Here is a 17776-nt window from a genome sequence, read left to right as displayed (position 1 = left end):
GTGAATAGACGCTCGCTGACGTTGTTTCTGCCTTTGTTGTCGCTAATGTTGGTCGGGGCCGTTGTGGCAATTACGCTGCACTTTGGCGGCTATCATCAGGACCCCCAATTCACCCCGAATGAATATGCCCACGGCAGCCAGATCCGGCAGGCGCTGCTGGAGGAAAAGCTCGTGCCGCCGCCGCCGCTGCCGCCCAGCGCCTTTGTCGACGCGGTGGCCGAGAAGCCGCAATTGGCGCTGGACAAGGCCGACCGCGATTGGAGCCGGATGGACCCCGCTTTCGTACAGGATGTGCTGCGGGTGATGGAAAAGATGAAGGCCCGCGGTTTTCCGATGGTGCTGCTGGAGGGCTATCGCAGCGCCGAGCGGCAGAACCGCCTGGCCGGCGGCAGCGCCAAAGTGACGCAGGCCAAGGGCGGGGAGAGCAAGCACCAGTACGGCCTGGCTGCCGACCTTGCCCCGGTGAGAAACGGCAAGGTGGTGATCTCGGAGCGCGATCCGTGGGCGATGCAGGCCTATACCGCGCTGGGCGAGGAGGCCAAGGCACAGGGGCTGGGCTGGGGCGGCGTGTGGAGCTTCCGCGACTACGGCCATATCGAGCGCACCGGCTCCTTGCGGGCATTGCTGGCGCACAAGAACAAATGATTGTCTTTTAGCTTCTAAGGGAAGGTAAATTCGGTGTTTAACAAAGGTTGGCTACGCAATGCCAAGGTGGCGTCCGCCATCGGGTTTTTGATCCTGATCGCCTTGATCTGGTGGCTGGGACCCTGGCTGGGCCTCAAGTCGCTGGAGGCGCGCTTGGGGTGGATCGTCGTGGTGATGATCGTATGGGTGCTGGCCTTGCTGGTCGGCCAGGTGTTGGCGCGCCGGGCGGGCGGGCTGCTGGAGGGCATGTTGCGGCGCCAGGCGGATGAGGCGGTGATCAACGCCAGCGCCGACAAGCGCGCCGAAGTGACCTTGCTGCGCCAGCGCATGCTGGGCGCGATCGACACGCTGAAAAAGTCGAATATCGGCAACGCGCGCGGCAGCGCGGCGCTGTATGAGCTGCCTTGGTACATGATCATCGGGCACCCGGCGGCGGGTAAAAGTTCCGCGATCCTGCAATCCGGCTTGAGTTTCCCGTTCAGCGACAAGAGCGGCATCCAGGGCGTGGGCGGCACCCGCAACTGCGACTGGTTCTTCTCCACCGAGGGCGTGCTGCTGGATACCGCCGGCCGCTACGCCACCGAGAGCGAAGACCGCGGCGAGTGGCTGGCCTTCCTCAAGCTGCTGAAGCAATACCGCGCCAAGGCGCCGGTCAACGGCATCATGGTGGCGATCAGCCTGCCGGAGCTGGCGCAGCACAATAGCGAAGGCTTCGTGCTGTACGCGCGCCAGGTGCGCGAGCGCATCCACGAAGTGTGCAATACCTTCGGCCTGATGGTGCCGATCTACCTGGTGTTCACCAAGCTAGACCTGTTGGGCGGCTTCGCCCAGTTCTTCAACGAGGCCGGCGAGGAGGAGCGCTCCCGCGTCTGGGGCGCCACGCTGTCGGCCGACCAAGGCACCGGCTTCGATGCCTCCGCCGTGGTGTCGCAGCAGTTCGAGCAGTTGTACCGCGGCTTGGTGCAAATGGGCGAGGAGCAGCTGTCGCAGGCGCGCGGCGACGCGGTCAAGTCGGCGCACTTCGCCTTCCCGATCGAGTTCCATGGCCTGCAGGAGGCGGTGGTCAAGTTCGTCCGCCTGCTGTTCGAGGAAGACCCGTACCATTCGCGCCCGTTGCTGCGCGGCTTCTATTTCACCAGCGCGCTGCAAGAAGGCGTGCCGCGCATCGTCACCGCCGGCCGCGTGCAGGGGCAGTTCGACCTGTCCGCCGGCGGGTTGGACAAGCATCAGGCGCCGGCTTCATACAGTTACTTCCTGCGCGGCCTGTTCCGCGAAGTGCTGTTCCCCGACCAACACCTGATTTTCCAGCAGACCAAGCCCAGCGGCAGCCGCTGGCGCCTGGCCGGCATGATCGCCGGCGTGGTCAGCCTGGCGGCGGTGGCCGGTCTGTGGACCTGGTCGTTCGTCGGCAACCAGCAATTGATCGCGCAGGTCAGCGCCGAGCGCGCGCAGGCGCAGAAACTGGCCGCTTCCGGCCAGCTGTACGACCGCCTGAAGGGCCTGCTGATCCTGCAGAACCGGCTGGAAGAGCTGCAGAACTACCGCCGCAACGGCGAGCCGTGGCAGATCGGCATGGGCCTCTACCAGGGCGAAGAACTCGAGCGCAATCTGCGCAAGGCCTACTTCGCCGGCGTCAAGGACGTGATGCTGCGCCCGGTGCAGAAAAACCTGGAAACCACGCTGGCGGCGCTTAAGCCCGGCGTGCCGCAGCCGGTGGCGGTCAGCGAGCCGCCGAAGCCGCAGCCCAAGCCGGAAGCCAAACCCGAGCCCAAGCCGCAGCCGGCCAAGCCGATCAAACAGTACAAGCCGCGTCCGAAGGGCCATGCGCTGCCCAATATCAACCTGAGCGCGCTGGAGCTGCCGCAACGCGCGACCACCGCCAAGCTGGACGCCTCGGCGCCGGCCATCGGCGGCGAAACCGCCGGCAAGCCGCAGAATCCGCAGCAGCTGGATGTCGGCTACAACGCGCTGAAAACCTATCTGATGCTGCATGAGCAGCGCCGTATGGAAGAGGCGCAGCTGGCCGACCAACTGCCGCGCTACTGGCGGCCGTGGCTGGAGAGCCAGCGCGGCGAGTACCCGGTCAACGAGGTGATGGGCCAGGCCGAGAAGCTGGTGGCGTTCTATGTCAGCCAGATCAAGGAGCCGGACCTGCCGCTGATCGACAACGATCCCAAGGTGGTGGCCGACGCCCGCGACGTGCTGCGCGGCTCGTTCAAGCGCCTGTCGGCGCAGGAGCGCGTGTTCAGCGAGATCAAGGCGCGCGCCAACACCCGTTTCGCGCCGTTGACCGTGGCCCGCATCCTCGACAACCGCGACATGGACATCATGGCCAGCAGCCAGATGGTGGAGGGCGCCTACACCCGCGAGGCGTGGAACACCTATGTGCGCGCCGCCATCGACGAGGCGAGCAAGGGCGAGATCCGCAGCGACGACTGGGTGCTGGCCTCCAGCAGCCAGGACAACCTGGGCAAGGACGGCGACGCCGAGAAGAACCGCGCCGCGCTGGAAGCGCTGTACCGCGCCCAATACATCGCCGCCTGGCACAAATTCCTGCAGGGCGTGGTGGTGCGCGACATCACCAATCCGGCGCAGTCGGCGTCGGCGATGACCCGCCTCTCCGACAAGCAGAACTCGCCGATCAGGCTGATCCTGGCGCGCGCGGCGCAGGAAACCGCCTGGGACAATCCGTCCGAGCTGAACCGCTCGCTGGAGACCGCCAAGCGCTCGGTGCTGGAAAAAACCACCGAACTGTTCAAGGGCGCGGATAGCCCGGCCGACGCCAAGAGCGACAAGCAGTTCGGCGTGGTGGGCGCGCAGTTCGCCGGCGTGGCCGCGCTGGTCAAGGGCGACAATCCGCCGATCAACGGTTACCTCGACCAGCTGGCCAAGCTGAAAGTGAAGATGGCGGCCATCGCTACCACCGACGAGCCCGGCCCGCAGGCGCGCACCGCGCTGCAGTCGACGTTGAACGGCTCCGGTTCCGAACTGGGCGACACGCTGTCCTATGTCGACAACACCCTGCTGAACGGCGCGACGCCGGACACCATCGAGATGGTGCGGCCGATGCTGGTGCGGCCGCTGTCGCAGTCGTACAGCGCCTTGCTGGGCCCGGTGGCGCAGGACATCAACCAGGCCTGGGCCAACGAAGTGCTGCCGCAGTGGAAACAGCTGGCCGGCAAGTACCCGTTCAGCGACTCCAGCAGCAGCGCCTCGGTGGCGGACATCAACCGCTTCGTCAAGGCCAATGACGGCACGCTGGACAAGTTCGTCAACAAATACCTGAACGGCCTGGTGCAGAAGAAGGGCGACAGCCTGGTGCCGCGCGCCTGGGGCAACCAGGGCGTGCGCTTCAATCCGGAATTCCTCACCGGCGTCAGCCGGCTGATGGCGCTGGCCAACAGCCAGTTGCAGGATGGCGAGAACAGCCGCTTCGAGCTGCAGCCGCTGCCGACCCCGGGCCTGTCCGAAACCGTGCTCAGCATAGACGGCCAGGAGCTGCGCTACCGCAACGGCCCGCAGCCGTGGCAGCCGTTCAACTGGCCGGGCAGTGGCGGCGGCGAAGGCGCCCGCATCCAGGTGGTCAACTACGCCGGCGCCAGCACCGTGGTGGGCAACCAGTCTGGCCGCATGGGCCTGATGCGCCTGCTGGCCAGCGCCAAGGTGCAGGACGGCGGCGACGGCTCGGCCCAACTGAGCTGGAACCTGCCCAAGGGCAGCGGCGCCGAGGCGCAAACCGTGCGCTTCAATTTCCGCATGCTGGGCGGCGTCAATCCGCTGCAGTTGAACCGGCTTTACAAACTGACGTTGCCCGAACGCGTGACGTTGTAATTGGAGATAAGCGGCATGGCGTTCAATTTCAAGCGCACCCAGGAAGTGCCCCCGCAGTTCTGCATTTTCGGCAAGCTGCCGCGGCGCGCCGACTTCGTGCGGGTCAATGCCACCCACCCGGCGGCGATGCAGCTGGATCAACTGCTGGCGCAGAGCCTGCAGCGGATGGAGTTCAACGAGGACAGCACCCGCCGCTATCTGGCGATGCCGGCCACCTCCTTCGTGCTGCAAAGCCGCGACCAGAACTGGCTGTCGCTGGGCGTGATCCAGCCCAGCCGCGATGAAGGCGGCCGCAACTATCCGCTGGTGGCGGCGTCGCTGGTGGCGATAGACACCGCCTTGCCGCCGACGGCGATCCTGCTGCTGGCCAACGAGCTGTTCTTCACCGGCCTGAAGGACCAACTGGCCAGCGCCATCGACAATTCGGTGGAGATGCTGGCCTGCAAGCAGTTTCTGGAAGAGCAGCTGCGCTTCGGCGCCTCGTCGGTGGCCGACATCGATCTGGCGCAGCAACTGCTGGAAAAACACCTGGCGGTGACGCCGGCGTCGGAGCTGGGGCGAAGCCTGAGCCAGGCGGGCAGCGGCGATCTGGAGTCGGTGCTGCTGGCCTTCGTGTTCCATCACCGCCTGCTGCGCAAATTCCGCGACAGCCTGCCGGTGCAGGCCTACTTCCTGCCGCTGCCGGCGGTGGAGGGCGAGAACGTGTTGGCCGCCGTCACCTGGCTGGCGCTGTATCACGCCGCCACTTACGACAACGGCGACGCGCAGGAGCAGTGCCTGATCCTGCGCCGGCCGGAAGGCCATTTCCTGGTGCTGCTGCCGGCCGGGCTCAACGAGCAGATCGCCAGCCAGTGCTGGGGCAGCCAGCCGGACGCCAAGTTCGTCGTCGACATCAACGACGCCAAGGCGCCGTGGCGCAGCCACCAGGCCTATGCCGAGGCGGCGTACGTGCTGGGCCGGCAACTGAACGATCCGGGCCTGTCGCTGGCGCAGCTGCGGACGGTTTTAACCAGTCTGTCGCGCAATATCGCGTAGTCATTTTTGAACCTTTTGAACATCTAGAGAAAAACCATGGGTAAAGAAAGCACTCAGAAAAAACTGTCGAGGGTACGTCCGCCGCGCGTGCAGATCACCTATGACGTCGAAATTGGCGACGCGATCGAAACCAAGGAACTGCCGTTCGTGCTGGGCGTGCTGGGCGACTACTCCGGCCACAGCAAGGAGCCGCTGCCGAAGATGAAGGAGCGCAAGTTCGTCCAGATCGACCGCGATAACTTCGACGAAGTGCTGAAAGGCATGGCGCCGCGCCTGACCATGAAGGTGGACAACGCGCTGAAGGACGACGGCAGCCAGCTGTCGGTGGAGCTGAATTTTGACAACCTGGCCGACTTCGAACCGCAGAACGTGGTGCGCCAGATCGACCCGCTGAACCAATTGCTGGAAGCGCGCACCCGCCTGGCCGACCTGCGCAACAAGCTGGCCGGCAACGACAAGCTGGAAGAACTGCTGGACGAAGTGGTGCGCGATACCGAGAAGCTGCGCCAGATCGGCCAGCAGGCCGGCAAGCAGGAAGGGGGCGAGCAATGAGCGCGGAACTGCAGCAACAGGCGGCTCCGGCCGCGGCGGAAGGCGGTAGCCTGCTCGACAGCATCATCGAGCAAAGCCGCATCGCCACCAATGACAGCGAAAAGAACCATACCCGCGACCTGATCGGCGAACTGGTCGACCAGGTGCTGAAGGGCAGCGTGACGGTATCGCGCGACCTGTCCGCCAGCATTGACGCCCGCATCGCCGAGATCGACCAGCTGATCACCGACCAGCTGAACAATGTGATGCATCATGGCGACTTCCAGAAGCTGGAAGCCTCCTGGCGCGGCCTGAAGTACCTGGTGATGGAGTCGGAAACCAGCACCCAGCTGAAAATCAAGGTGCTGAACGCGTCGAAGAAGGACCTGGTCAAGGACTTCAAGGCGGCGGCCGAGTTCGACCAGAGCGCGCTGTTCAAGAAAATCTACGAAGAAGAGTACGGCACCTTCGGCGGCGCGCCCTACGCCGCGCTGGTCGGCGATTACGAATTCACCCGCCATCCGGAAGACTTCTACCTGATGGACGAGCTGTCGCACGTGGCGGCCTCCGCCCATGCGCCGCTGATTTCCGCCGCCGCGCCGGGCCTGTTCGGCCTGGAAACCTTCGCCGACATCGGCAAGCCGCGCGATCTGGCCAAGATCTTCGACACCGTCGAATACGCGAAGTGGAAATCGTTCCGCGAATCCGAAGACTCCCGCTACGTCGGCCTGGTGCTGCCGCACGTGCTGGGCCGCCTGCCGTACGGCAAGGACAATGTGCCGGTGGAGGAGTTCGACTTCGAGGAAAACGTCGATGGCAGCAACCACGACAAATACCTGTGGACCAACGCCGCCTACGCCTATGCGGCGCGCCTGACCGACGCCTTCGCCCAGTACGGCTGGCTGGCGGCCATCCGCGGCGTGGAAGGCGGCGGCTTGGTGGAAGGCCTGCCGGCGCACACCTTCAAGACCGACGACGGCGAAGTGGCGCTGAAGTGCCCGACCGAAGTGGCGATCACCGATCGCACCGAAAAACTGCTGTCCGATCTGGGCCTGATCTCGCTGGTGCACTGCAAAAACACCGACTACGCGGCCTTCTTCGGCGGCCAGTCGGTGCAGAAGGCCAAGACCTACAACACCGATTCGGCCAACGCCAACGCGCGTCTGTCCACCCAGCTGCCGTACATCTTCGCGGTTTCCCGCATCGCGCATTACATGAAATCCATCATGCGCGACAAGATCGGCAGCTTCGCCTCGCGCCAGAACGTGCAGGACTACCTGAACACCTGGCTGGCCCAATACGTGCTGCTGGACGATTCCGCCAGCCAGGAAGCCAAGGCCAAGTATCCGCTGCGCGAAGCGCGCGTCGACGTGGTGGAAGTGCCGGGCAAGCCGGGCGTCTACCGCGCCGCCGCCTTCCTGCGTCCGCATTTCCAGCTGGACGAGCTGACCATTTCATTGCGTCTGGTAGCCGAGTTGCCGCAACCGGCGGGCTGACGCTTTGCTAGCTAGGGGGGTGGAACGCCCCCGTTTATCGACCCATGTAAGGAGAAGTACTAATGGCTTTTGATGCATTCCTGAAAATTGATGGCATTCCTGGTGAAAGCGGCGACGACAAGCACAAAGACTGGATCGAAATCCAGTCGTTCAGCCACAAGCTGGAACAACCGGCCCAGGCTTCCGCCAGCACCGCCGGCGGCGCGACCGCCGAGCGCGTGAACCATGGCGTGTACGAAATCACCCACTTCCTGGACAAAGCCAGCCCGAAGATCTACGAAGCTTGCTGCACCGGCAAGCACATCAAGGACATCACCATCGAGCTGTGCCGCGCGGGTGGCGACAAGGTGAAGTACATGGAAATCAAGATGGAACAAGTCCTGATCTCCAAGGTTGAGCCGCAAGGTTCCGCTACCGATTCCGGCTTCCCGTCGGAGAAGGTTAGCTTCAGCTACGGCAAGATCAAGTGGACCTACACCCAGCAGAAGCGCGCCGACGGCGCCGGCGGCGGCAATGTCAGCGCCGGCTGGGACCTGACCGCGAACAAAGTTATCGCCTAATTCCAGCGATGGAATGCCGACCCGCCCGTTCTCGGGCGGGTTTTAAGCCTTTTTTAGTCACTTGGGGAAGTGTAGCTATGAAACGTTTGTTGATAACCGTGGCTGTCGCCGTGCTGTGCAGCGCTTGTCAGACGGCACCCACCAAGGCTCAACAGGCCGAAATGCAGGCTGCAGCCGCCGCCAATGAGGCCAAAGCTGAAATCGCCAAAGCCGCCGCCGCCAATTACGCCGCCGACTCCACGCTGGTTCCGTTTGAGAAAATGAGCGGCAAGCTGACTCCCGTGGGCGAAGCCCAGCTGGACCTGCTGCTGCCGAGCTTGAAATCCGCCAAATCCATCATCATTCGCGGCCACTGCTACCGCAACGATATCGGCAACGCCAAGGCCGCCGCCCAGGCGCGCGCCGCCGCGGTAAGGCAATACCTGCTGATGGCCGACATCCCGTCCAGCAAGATCACCGTGCGCTTCGACACCGAACGCCCGCTGCACGCCGTCCGCCTGCTGGTCAGCAACTAAACGCGGTTGATCCGCACTGAAGCCGCTCCGTTGCCTATCGCCCCATCAGCCTGGCAAGCGATAGCCGGCGCGGCTTGTCATTATCGATTCGCACAAGAATGCCCATGGACCTCCTCGCCAGCTTCGCCTCCGCCTTCACCCAGGACCGCCGCCAGCTCACCCTGCAACTGGGCGACGGCCATGTCGCGGCCGAGCAGCTGCTGCCGCAAAGCCTGGACGGCGAGGAAGGCGTGTCCCGGCCCTATCGCTTCACCCTGACCTGCCTGTCGCCCGACGGCGCCATCGCACTCAAGACCCTGCTCGGTCAATCCGCCCGCCTCGGCATCGCCGACGCCCAGGGCCAGGAGACGATACGCTGCGGCGTGGTGTCCCAGGCCCGGCAGCTGGGCGCCGACGGCGGCTTCGCCCGCTACGAACTGACCATCGAGCCGCCGTTCGCGTTGCTGCGCCACCGCCGCACCTCGCGGGTGTTCCAGGACCTGACGGTGCCCGACATCGTCCAGCAGATCCTGCAAGAGCACCAGGCCGCCAACCCGGCCTTCGCCCGCGGCCAGGCCATCGAAATCCAGGTCGGCCCGGCGCAGCCGCGCAGCTACTGCCTGCAATACCGCGAAAGCGACTATGACTTCATCGTCCGCCTGCTGCACGAGGAAGGCTACGCCTGGCGCTTCGAGCATGTCGACGGCGACACGCCCCAGGTCAAGCTGGTGGTGTTCGACGACGCCTACAGTCTGCCGCCGGCCGAGGTGGAACGCGTGCGCTTCCACCGCAGCGACGCCACCGAAGACGAGGATGGCCTCACCGCCTGGCACGCCAGCCGCCAGATCGTCCCCGGCAACGTCGCGCTGGCCAGCTTCGACTACCAGCCGGTGTCCACCCAGCACAGCGGCGACAGCAGCCAGATCGACCAGGGCCAGGGCGGCCAGGCGCTGCAATCCAGCCTGCAGGACTACGACCCGCAGGGCCTGTACTACGCCGGCGACGCCGACCAACTGAGCCACTACGCCCGGCTGCGCCAGCAGGCGCACGACCTGCAGGCCAAACAATTCGAAGGCGGCGGCGCCGTCCGCGGCCTCACCGCCGGCCAATGGTTCCGCCTGGACGACCACCCGGCGCACGAAGCCGACAGCCACGAACAGCGCGAATTCGTCGTCACCGGCCAGACGCTGCAAGCGCGCAACAACCTGCCCAGCGAGCTGACCCAGCAACTGCGCGCCCTCGCCCCCAGCCTGCTGGCCGACAGCGACAGCCAGGCCGCCCCCTTCGCCAGCCAGATCCAGGCGCAGCGCCGCGGCATCCCGCTGACGCCGGCCTACGCCGGCACCGAATCGGCCAAGCCCACCAGCCTCGGCGTGCAGACCGCCACCGTGGTCGGCCCCGCCGGCGAAGAAGTCCACACCGACGCCCAGGGCCGCATCAAGGTGCAATTCCACTGGCAGCGGCCGGACGAACACCCGACCATCGGCGCCGGAATGGACGACACATCCTCCTGCTGGCTGCGCGTCGCCATGCCCTCGGCCGGCGCCGGCTGGGGCCACCAGTTCATCCCGCGCATCGGCCAGGAAGTGCTGGTCGACTTCATCGAAGGCGACATCGACCGCCCCGTCATCACCGGCGTCTTGTACAACGGCAGCCACCCCACGCCCGACTTCAGCAGCGCCGGCAGCCTGCCCGCCAACAAGACCCTGTCCGGCATCAAATCCAAGGAACACCAGGGCGGCGGCTACAACGAACTGCTGTTCGACGACACCCCCGGCGAAGTGCGCGCCAAGCTATCCAGCGAAGCGGGCAAGACCCAGCTCAACCAGGGCTACCTCGCCCACCCAAGAAGCAACGGCAAAGCCCAGCCGCGCGGCGACGGCTTCGAACTCAGAACCGACCAGCACGGCGCCATCCGCGCCGCCCACGGCCTGCTGCTGTCCACCGAAGCGCAAAACGGCGCATCCGGCAAACAGCTGGCGCGCGAGCACGCCCAAAGCCAGCTCGACGCCGCCCTCAGCCTATCCCAAGCGCTGGCCGAAACCGCCAGCGGCCAACTGGCCGACAGCATGGAAACCGGCCCCGACGAAATCAGCGCGGACAACGCCAAAACCGGCAAGAAATCCCAAGGCCACCTGCAACACCACGCCGACGCGCTGAAGGCCTGGGAAGCCGGCAGCAACACCGACAAAGACGGCAAAACCGCCCAGGACCAAGCCGGCCAACAGCCGCTGCTGGTGCTGTCCGGCCCGGCCGGCATCGCCTCCCTGACCGAGCAGAGCCAAACCGTCTCCGCCGGGCAAAACCTGAACCTGATCGCCCAACGCGACGCCAACCACACCACCGGCCGGCGCTGGATCCACAACGTCGGCCAGCACCTCAGCCTGTTCGTGGCGGGGGTGAAGGACAGGGTGGCGCTGAAGCTGATCGCGGCGAAGGGGAAGGTGCAAGTGCAGGCGCAGAGCGACGCGATGGAGCTGACGGCGGATCAAGACCTCTCCATCACCTCGGTGAAACAGAAGATCCACCTCAACGGCAAACAGGAAATCTTGCTGACCAGCGGCGGCGCTTACGTGCGGATCAAGGACGGCAAGATCGAGCTGCATGCGCCGGGCACGGTCAGTTTCAAGGGCGGCAGCCATGATTGGAGCGGAGGGACGAGCCTGGGGAAAATGTTTAACTCTATGCCAGATGCCAAGTTTGATAACAAATATCAAGTTCTTGACGAGCACACAGGCCAGCCATTGGCCAAGCAGAAGTACAAAATAATCCGCGAGTCAGGTGAGGTGGAACTGGGTATTACGGATGGTAGTGGTTTTACTCATGTCGTCAAAAATCCTGATGCGGCAGAGAAGTTGCATTTGCATTTGATTACGTCAAAAAGAAGAGTTAAATGCTAGATGCCTAGCATCGGTAAGCCATAAAGGAATCAATTGGATGAGTGCCACTACCGCTGAAGGACAGAGCTTGTATCAAGATTCTCTTAAGTCTTCTAACTCTGAAAAGCCTAACGTAACTGTTATTAGGGTCCCGCGTAAAATAACTCTGCTGACGCCACTATGTGACGGTTCAAGTAATGATGGGTCTGGAGAAAAGACTCAGAAGGCTATGATTTATGGAGAAAAGTATGAGTTTGCTATTACTTTGATGAATGGTGATGAGCCTGCTAATGGTAGCCAATATTGCTGGGCTATTGAGTATGAAAGTCCTGATACATCAAGAGATCAGATGGTTAGGAAAGATCTGGGTAACTTAGGTAGCAGGGCAAAGATAGAAATAGATAATCCAGATTTTTGTGGTTGTGATTTAAAGGTTAAAGCTTATTTGGATGATCCAGATCAGAGCTGTGAGTTAGTGCAGTTTGTGCATAATAGATTTCGTTGGTTTGATGCCAAGCGGGTGGAGTCCCAGGTTAAAGATAGAATGCAAGAACCATGGCGTATTGACCAAGGGCGTAGCAGTTTATGTGGGATGGCAGCGTTGTACTATGTGACGATTAAGCGAAGTCCTGATCGTTACAGAAGAATTGCACATGAGTTACATCGAACAGGCTTGTGCAAAATAGACGATTTTTCTATTGAACCGTCTAGTTCGATGTATGAGGTTAAGCCGAATAGTAGCAATTATGAAAATATGAGCATGTGGGAGGCCGATTGGATTGTGCTTGCAGGTACAAGAAGCTCGGAAAGTAATTTAGGATATCATGGTATTGAGACGGGAAATTGGGATCAGTTTACAGCGATTAACTGGCCTGGAATGATGGAAGGGCTCGTCAAAAAAATTGCTGGGTACGAGAATGTGAGTGCTGTTGGTATTAGCCTAATTGGAACTGTTGTGAAAAAGGCGCTCTCTTACAAGGGGGAGGATGTGCTATCAGCACTTGCTGATTTGAAAAGTATTGATGACATTAAAAACAAAGGACATCAGATTCTTTTAATGATAGATGCCAGAATGATTAAGAATGAATCAGGGTATAGCGTTGGTAATCTTAAAGACTCGCATTGGGTTGTATATGAGGGAGGTCTTTTGGATGGATCTGATCAGGTAAGTTTTAAATTATATACTTGGGGCTATAACCCTGAAACCATTAGGAAGTACAATTTGGATGGAGAGTTGGGGCGGCCGGCAAGTAAAACGGTGATGACTCCTAGTGGTATTGATAATAGTGCCTTTGAGAGTAATTATTATGGCTATATTGAAGCTTTCTAGATGGGTGATGTTTTGCTGCGGCAGCCTGTTGATGTCTTGTTGCGCTGAGGCTAGTGAGTGCGAAAATTTGGTAAATAATTTTTTCATCCAGCATTGGAAGGGAGAGGTGCCGAAAAAGGCAGTGTTATACCGCTATCCGGCAAATGGAAATTTTACTAATCCTATCCAGGTCAGCAAGGAGACTTATCGAGCCGATATTTGGTGGCCAAAGGAAAACAAGGCACCTACTTTAATTGTAAAATTTTCTGATTATGGTGAAAAAAATTTACCTGTTGATGCAGATTATAAACTGATACTGGGAGAAGGGTATCAATTTAAAATCTCGAAATTAGAAAAAACAAGAGTGTCGTTGGGATGTCAGCTTGGAGGGGGAAGAGTGAATAGCTGTAAAACAATATTCGGCGGTGAAGGGATAGCTTTTAATCGGGAATGTGCGGAGATGATTAAGGAGTAAGGCGCGGTGTTGGTGTCGGTTTGTAAGTAGTAGTTTGGATGGGTGTGTCCAGCGTGGAGTTGTTTTATGAATAGAACTCACGGATCTCAGGTATTGATTGCATTGTGTTTTGGTGAGTGTTGAACTTCGCAGACTTATCCTGAATTATAGTCTTTTCAGATTTTAGGGCTTAATCGGGTATTCTGCGGTGAAGAGCGAAATTGTCATTGTTGTTGATGCTTTAATTTTCTTCGAAAGTAATCGCTGTGAGTATGTTGAAATTTGCTAGCCATGTTTTAGTAGTTTCAATTACTTTTTTATTGGGGCATGCTCATGCGGAATCTTGTAAATACTTTGGAAATAGTGTGAATGTTGTCGGCTGGCACGGAGTATTGCCTCATCGAGTTGTTTTGTATCGATATGGAAAAGGTGGTGGTTTCATTGACCCGATTCAGATTAGCAGTAAGTTTAATTTGCATATATTTTCTCCACTAGAGAATACCGCACCCACTTTGATTATTCGCTTTGCTGATTATGAAGCGCATGGTCTTTTTTACGATGCGGATTACAAGCTTGTGGTGGATGACCAGTACGTCTATGAAATAAGCGAAATAGAGCCTTCGGAACCCAGGTGGGGTTGTCTGCTGTATGGCGGGAAAGCCAATGAGTGCAGGTTGTATGAAGGGATAGCAGGGTTGGGATTTAACAGTAAGTGTGCGGCGGTGCTGCAATAGGATGAAAATGGCTGCATATGGATAATGCTGCGGAAGTTATGCTTGGAGCTCGTCCATTTCGCACTCTTTGTACGGATGGAAAAGATAAAGAGTAAATTTCGATTGCGAGTGACTGGTTTGAAAAGGCTTGTTGCGAAGGAAGATATGCAATTTAGTTTGGCGGCTTGTGAGTATGAAATTGTTGCATTGCCACGGATAGGCTTGTAGGTTCACAAGTCAATACAATATAGAAATCATATGCTCGAATCCTTACTCCCCTACTACGAACGCGAGCTCGGCCACCTGCGCGAGCTGTCCGGCGAATTCGCGCGCCGCTATCCGAAGATAGCCGGCCGGCTGCAGATGGAGGGCGACCAGTGCGCCGACCCGCACACCGAGCGGCTGATCGAGGCGTTCGCGCTGCTGGCTTCGCGCGTCCACAAGAAGCTGGACGATGAATACCCGGAGGTGGCGGAAAGCTTCCTCGACGTGCTCTACCCGCACTATCTGCAGCCGATTCCGTCGGCCACCATCGTGCAGTTCGAGTGCGATCCGGCGCGGCCGGAGATCGCCAAGCGCTACCGCGTGGAGCGCGGCCAGCCGGTGCATGCGCCGGCCATCGGCGGCGTGGTGTGCAAATTCCGCAGCGCCTACCCGGTGGACCTGTACCCGCTGTCGCTGGAAAACGCCAAGCTGGAGCTGACCAGCGGCTCGCCCTACCTGCGCCAGCTGGCGCCGGACGCGGCGGCGCTGCTGACGCTGGAATTCCACACCCACGGCGGGCTGGCGGTGAGCGACATCGGCCTGGAGTCGTTGCGCTTCTTCCTGGACGGCGAACCGGCGCTGATGCATCTGCTGTACGAACTGCTGTTGTCCAAGGTGCTGCGCATCCGCGTCGGCGACGGCAGCGAGGATCCGGCGCGCAGCGCGCTGCTGCCGGCCTCGGCCATCCGCCCGGTGGGCTTCGGCCGCGACGAGGGCATGCTGGAGTATGACGAGCGCTCGTTCATGGGCTACCGGCTGCTGACCGAATACTTCTGCTACCCGGAAAAATTCCTGTTCGTCGATATCGGCGAACTGGCCAAGGCGGCGCCGCGGCTGACAGGGGAGAAGCTGGTGCTGCAACTGGTGCTGGCCGACTATCCGGACAGCGAGCGCCACCACCGGCTGCAGGCGCAGTTGCAGGCCCATCATCTGAAGCTGGGCTGCGCGCCCATCGTCAATCTGTTCAACCACCCGGCCGAGCCCATCCGCGTCAGCCACCAGAAGGCCGGCTACGCGGTGCTGGCGGATTCGCGCAAGCCGCTGGCCTACGAGGCGATCCAGATCCGCCGCGTGGTGCGGGTGGAGAAATCGGGCGAAGGCGAAAGCAGCGAGGAGGTGCCGCCGTTCTACGCCACCCGCCACGGCAGCGAAAAGCAGGCGCCGCGCTTCTACTGGCACGCCAGTCGCGAGGGCTCGCCGCGCGCCGGCGACAAGGGCACCGACCTGGAGCTGCACCTGGTGGACCTGGCGTTCAATATGGTGCGCCCGGCGGCCGAGGTGCTGAGCCTGGACCTGCTGTGCAGCAACCGCGATTTGCCGGAGCAGATTCCGTTCGGCGGCAGCCAGTCCACCCAGCGCACCGATTTTTCGCTGCCGGGCCATTCGGTGGTGAAGCGGGTGAGGCTGCTGCGCAAGCCGTCCGCCAGCCAGCGCAGCCCGCTGGGCCGCGCCGTGCAGTGGCGGCTGATCTCGCACCTGTCGCTGAATTACATGTCCATCGTCGACTCCGGCTGCGCCGCCCTGCAGGAAATGCTGGCGCTGTACAATCTCACCGCTTCTCCGGTGAACGTGCGGCAAATCCAGGGCATAGTAGGCATTCACAGCGAGGCGGCGGTCACCCGCGTCAGCGGCCGCGATTTCGCCGGCTTCGTGCGCGGCAGTGAAATCCGCCTGAAACTGGACGCCGATTATTATGTCGGCGGCAGCGTTTACCTGTTCGCGTCCATCCTGGAGCGTTTCTTCGCGCTGTACTGCGCGCCCAACAGCTTCACCCGGCTGCGGGTGGAAACCGTGCAACAAAACGAGGAGGTGGCGGTATGGCCAGCCCGAGCCGGCGAAGCCCTCGTGATCTGACGCGCGAGCTGGCCGCCGACGCCAGCCAGTTCGGCTTCTTCCAGGCAGTGCGCCTGCTGGGGCTGGCCGGGCGCAAGCGCGGCGCCAAGCGCGGCCGTTTGCCGGATGCGCTGCGTTTCCGCACGCTGGCCTCCTTGTCGTTCCCGGCCAGCGAGCTGACAACTTACCGCCAGGCGGAAGCGGGCAGCGGCGGCCAGGACGAGATGACCATCAGCTTCCTCGGCCTGACCGGGCCGAGCGGAGCCTTGCCCACCGCCTATACCGAGCTGCTGCTGGAGCGCAAGCTGCGCCACCGCGACAGCACCATGCATGCTTTCTTCGATCTGTTCAGCCACCGCGCCGGCGCGCTGTTCTTCGAAGCCTGGTGCAAATACCGCAGCTGGGTGAATGTCGAAGCCGGCGAGCGCGACGGCTTCACCCGCAATCTGCTGGACCTGGGCGGAGTGGGCCTGGGCCAGCTGCGCCAGCAGATGGGGCCGGGCGCCGAGCTGGACGAGCGCATGTTCGTCTACTACGCCGGCCTGCTCAGCCAAAAGCCGATGTCGGCGCAAGCCTTGACCACGTTGGTGGAGGGCTTCTTCGGCGTGACGGCCAGCCTGGAGCAGTTCGTCGGCCAATGGCTGCCGGTGCCGCGCGCCGAGCAGAGCCAGCTGGGAATGGAAGGCTGCGAGCTGGGTTTTTCCGCCTTTGCCGGCGAGCGCATCTGGGATAGGCAAACCAAACTCAAGCTGCGGCTGGGGCCGTTGCGGCGCGCGCAGTTCGACGCGCTGCAGCCGCACGCCGCCGGCGCGCAGGCGCTGCGCGCGCTGATGAAGTTCGCGCTCGGCCACGCGCTGGCGGTGGAGGTATGCCTGGTGCTGGACAAGCGCGACGTCGCGGCGGCGGTGCTGGGCGACGCGTCGCTGCGCCTGGGCGGCGATGGCTGGTTGGGCAAGCCGGCGGGCCATCCCGACGATATGCGTTACACCCTGTTGTCCTGATCGGAAAGAAACGCCATGAGCATTCTGTCGCGCATCCTGGGCCGCAAAGCGATGCCCATCCAACTGGCCGAGCCGCAGGATGCGCCGCCGCAGCTGCGCGCCGCGCTGGACGCGCTGCAACGCGAGGAATGGCAGCAGGCGTTGAAGCTGGCGCAGCCCCACCTGGAGGCGAAGTCCGCCAGCTTGCGCGCCGACGCCTACCGCTTGTGCGCGCTGGCCAGCAGCCGGCAGATGCAGTGGAGCACGGCGCTTTCCTGCTGGCAGAAGCTGTTCGAGCTGGAGCCGTCAGCCCGCAATGCGTTGCAATTGGCCAGTTGTTCGGTGATGGCCGGCGAGGTGGCGCGGGGCAAGGCCTGGTTGATGAAGTTCGATGAACTGAACCACGCCAGCCGCGAGGTGCCGTGCGCGGCGGCTTATGTCAATTTCATCGCGGCGCTGGCTCAAGCCGGCCATGCGCGCGAAACGCTGCCCTACCTCGCCTGGCTGCGCGAGCTGTACCGCCAGCTGAAGATCACCGACGACCAGTTTTTGCAGCAGCGCGGCGTGCCGTTTTTCCCGGTCTTCCTGGAGAACAGCTGGCCCTTGCTGCGGCAATGCTTGGATGACCAGGCGCTGCTCAACTGGTACGCGCCGATGCTGGCCGACCTGGACGAAAACGGATGCGCAGCGCTGCGAGGCTGGCTGGGCGAGATGATGCCGGCCGCAGCCGCCAACGACGAATGATTTGAATC

The 17776-nt window shown here is 61.7% G+C and carries 14 protein-coding genes; all 14 read left to right on the top strand.

Annotation, left to right across the window (positions count from 1 at the left end):
- Window positions 1-63: 63 nt before the first annotated feature.
- The 14 genes from U6115_RS20480 (at window position 64) to U6115_RS20415 (ending at window position 17768) form a co-directional block, all read left to right on the top strand.
- Window positions 64-645 carry a M15 family metallopeptidase gene (locus tag U6115_RS20480; protein ID WP_230623467.1) on the top strand — a complete coding sequence of 194 codons (582 nt, stop codon included), beginning with the start codon at window positions 64-66 and terminating at the stop codon, window positions 643-645.
- Between the two features lie 33 nt (window positions 646-678).
- Window positions 679-4476, top strand: a complete 3798-nt coding sequence (gene tssM, locus U6115_RS20475) for a type VI secretion system membrane subunit TssM (protein WP_043581352.1) — start codon at window positions 679-681, stop codon at window positions 4474-4476.
- A gap of 15 nt (window positions 4477-4491) precedes the next feature.
- The gene (tagF, locus tag U6115_RS20470) at window positions 4492-5511 is read left to right on the top strand and encodes a type VI secretion system-associated protein TagF (protein WP_043581350.1); all 1020 of its coding nucleotides are present in this window, start codon (window positions 4492-4494) and stop codon (window positions 5509-5511) included.
- 36 nt (window positions 5512-5547) lie between these two features.
- Window positions 5548-6063 (top strand): type VI secretion system contractile sheath small subunit, encoded by a 516-nt coding sequence (gene tssB / locus U6115_RS20465; RefSeq protein ID WP_043581348.1) that lies wholly within the window; start codon window positions 5548-5550, stop codon window positions 6061-6063.
- Window positions 6060-7538: a type VI secretion system contractile sheath large subunit gene (tssC, locus tag U6115_RS20460; RefSeq protein ID WP_043581347.1), complete on the top strand. Its 1479-nt coding sequence runs from the start codon at window positions 6060-6062 to the stop codon at window positions 7536-7538. The genes tssB and tssC overlap by 4 nt, the downstream gene beginning before the upstream one ends.
- A 62-nt stretch (window positions 7539-7600) precedes the next feature.
- Window positions 7601-8098 carry an Hcp family type VI secretion system effector gene (locus U6115_RS20455; RefSeq protein ID WP_043581346.1) on the top strand — a complete coding sequence of 166 codons (498 nt, stop codon included), beginning with the start codon at window positions 7601-7603 and terminating at the stop codon, window positions 8096-8098.
- Window positions 8099-8175: 77 nt separating this feature from the next.
- Complete coding sequence (locus U6115_RS20450) at window positions 8176-8613, top strand: OmpA family protein (RefSeq protein WP_157889412.1); 438 nt, start codon at window positions 8176-8178, stop codon at window positions 8611-8613.
- A 104-nt stretch (window positions 8614-8717) separates the two neighbouring features.
- A complete protein-coding gene (locus tag U6115_RS20445; protein WP_101527491.1) occupies window positions 8718-11492 on the top strand; it encodes a type VI secretion system Vgr family protein in 2775 nt (924 codons plus the stop codon).
- A gap of 37 nt (window positions 11493-11529) precedes the next feature.
- Window positions 11530-12801 carry a hypothetical protein gene (locus U6115_RS20440; protein WP_146008430.1) on the top strand — a complete coding sequence of 424 codons (1272 nt, stop codon included), beginning with the start codon at window positions 11530-11532 and terminating at the stop codon, window positions 12799-12801.
- Window positions 12779-13255 (top strand): hypothetical protein, encoded by a 477-nt coding sequence (locus U6115_RS20435; protein WP_146008431.1) that lies wholly within the window; start codon window positions 12779-12781, stop codon window positions 13253-13255. The genes U6115_RS20440 and U6115_RS20435 overlap by 23 nt, the downstream gene beginning before the upstream one ends.
- Before the next feature lie 245 nt (window positions 13256-13500).
- Entirely contained in the window at window positions 13501-13968 is a 468-nt protein-coding gene (locus tag U6115_RS20430) for a hypothetical protein (RefSeq protein WP_146008432.1), read from the top strand.
- 237 nt (window positions 13969-14205) lie between these two features.
- The gene (gene tssF, locus U6115_RS20425) at window positions 14206-16065 is read left to right on the top strand and encodes a type VI secretion system baseplate subunit TssF (protein WP_047236374.1); all 1860 of its coding nucleotides are present in this window, start codon (window positions 14206-14208) and stop codon (window positions 16063-16065) included.
- The gene (gene tssG / locus U6115_RS20420) at window positions 16029-17045 is read left to right on the top strand and encodes a type VI secretion system baseplate subunit TssG (protein WP_047236394.1); all 1017 of its coding nucleotides are present in this window, start codon (window positions 16029-16031) and stop codon (window positions 17043-17045) included. Before tssF ends, tssG begins: the two co-directional genes overlap by 37 nt.
- 15 nt (window positions 17046-17060) lie before the next feature.
- Window positions 17061-17768 carry a tetratricopeptide repeat protein gene (locus U6115_RS20415; protein WP_059184244.1) on the top strand — a complete coding sequence of 236 codons (708 nt, stop codon included), beginning with the start codon at window positions 17061-17063 and terminating at the stop codon, window positions 17766-17768.
- The last annotated feature ends 8 nt before the right edge of the window (window positions 17769-17776 follow it).

Source organism: Chromobacterium subtsugae (assembly GCF_035919665.1).
In the GTDB taxonomy this organism is placed as follows: Bacteria; Pseudomonadota; Gammaproteobacteria; order Burkholderiales; family Chromobacteriaceae; genus Chromobacterium; species Chromobacterium subtsugae.
Note: the sequence above shows the minus strand (reverse complement) of the source record. Positions and strands in the feature narration are given on the sequence as shown.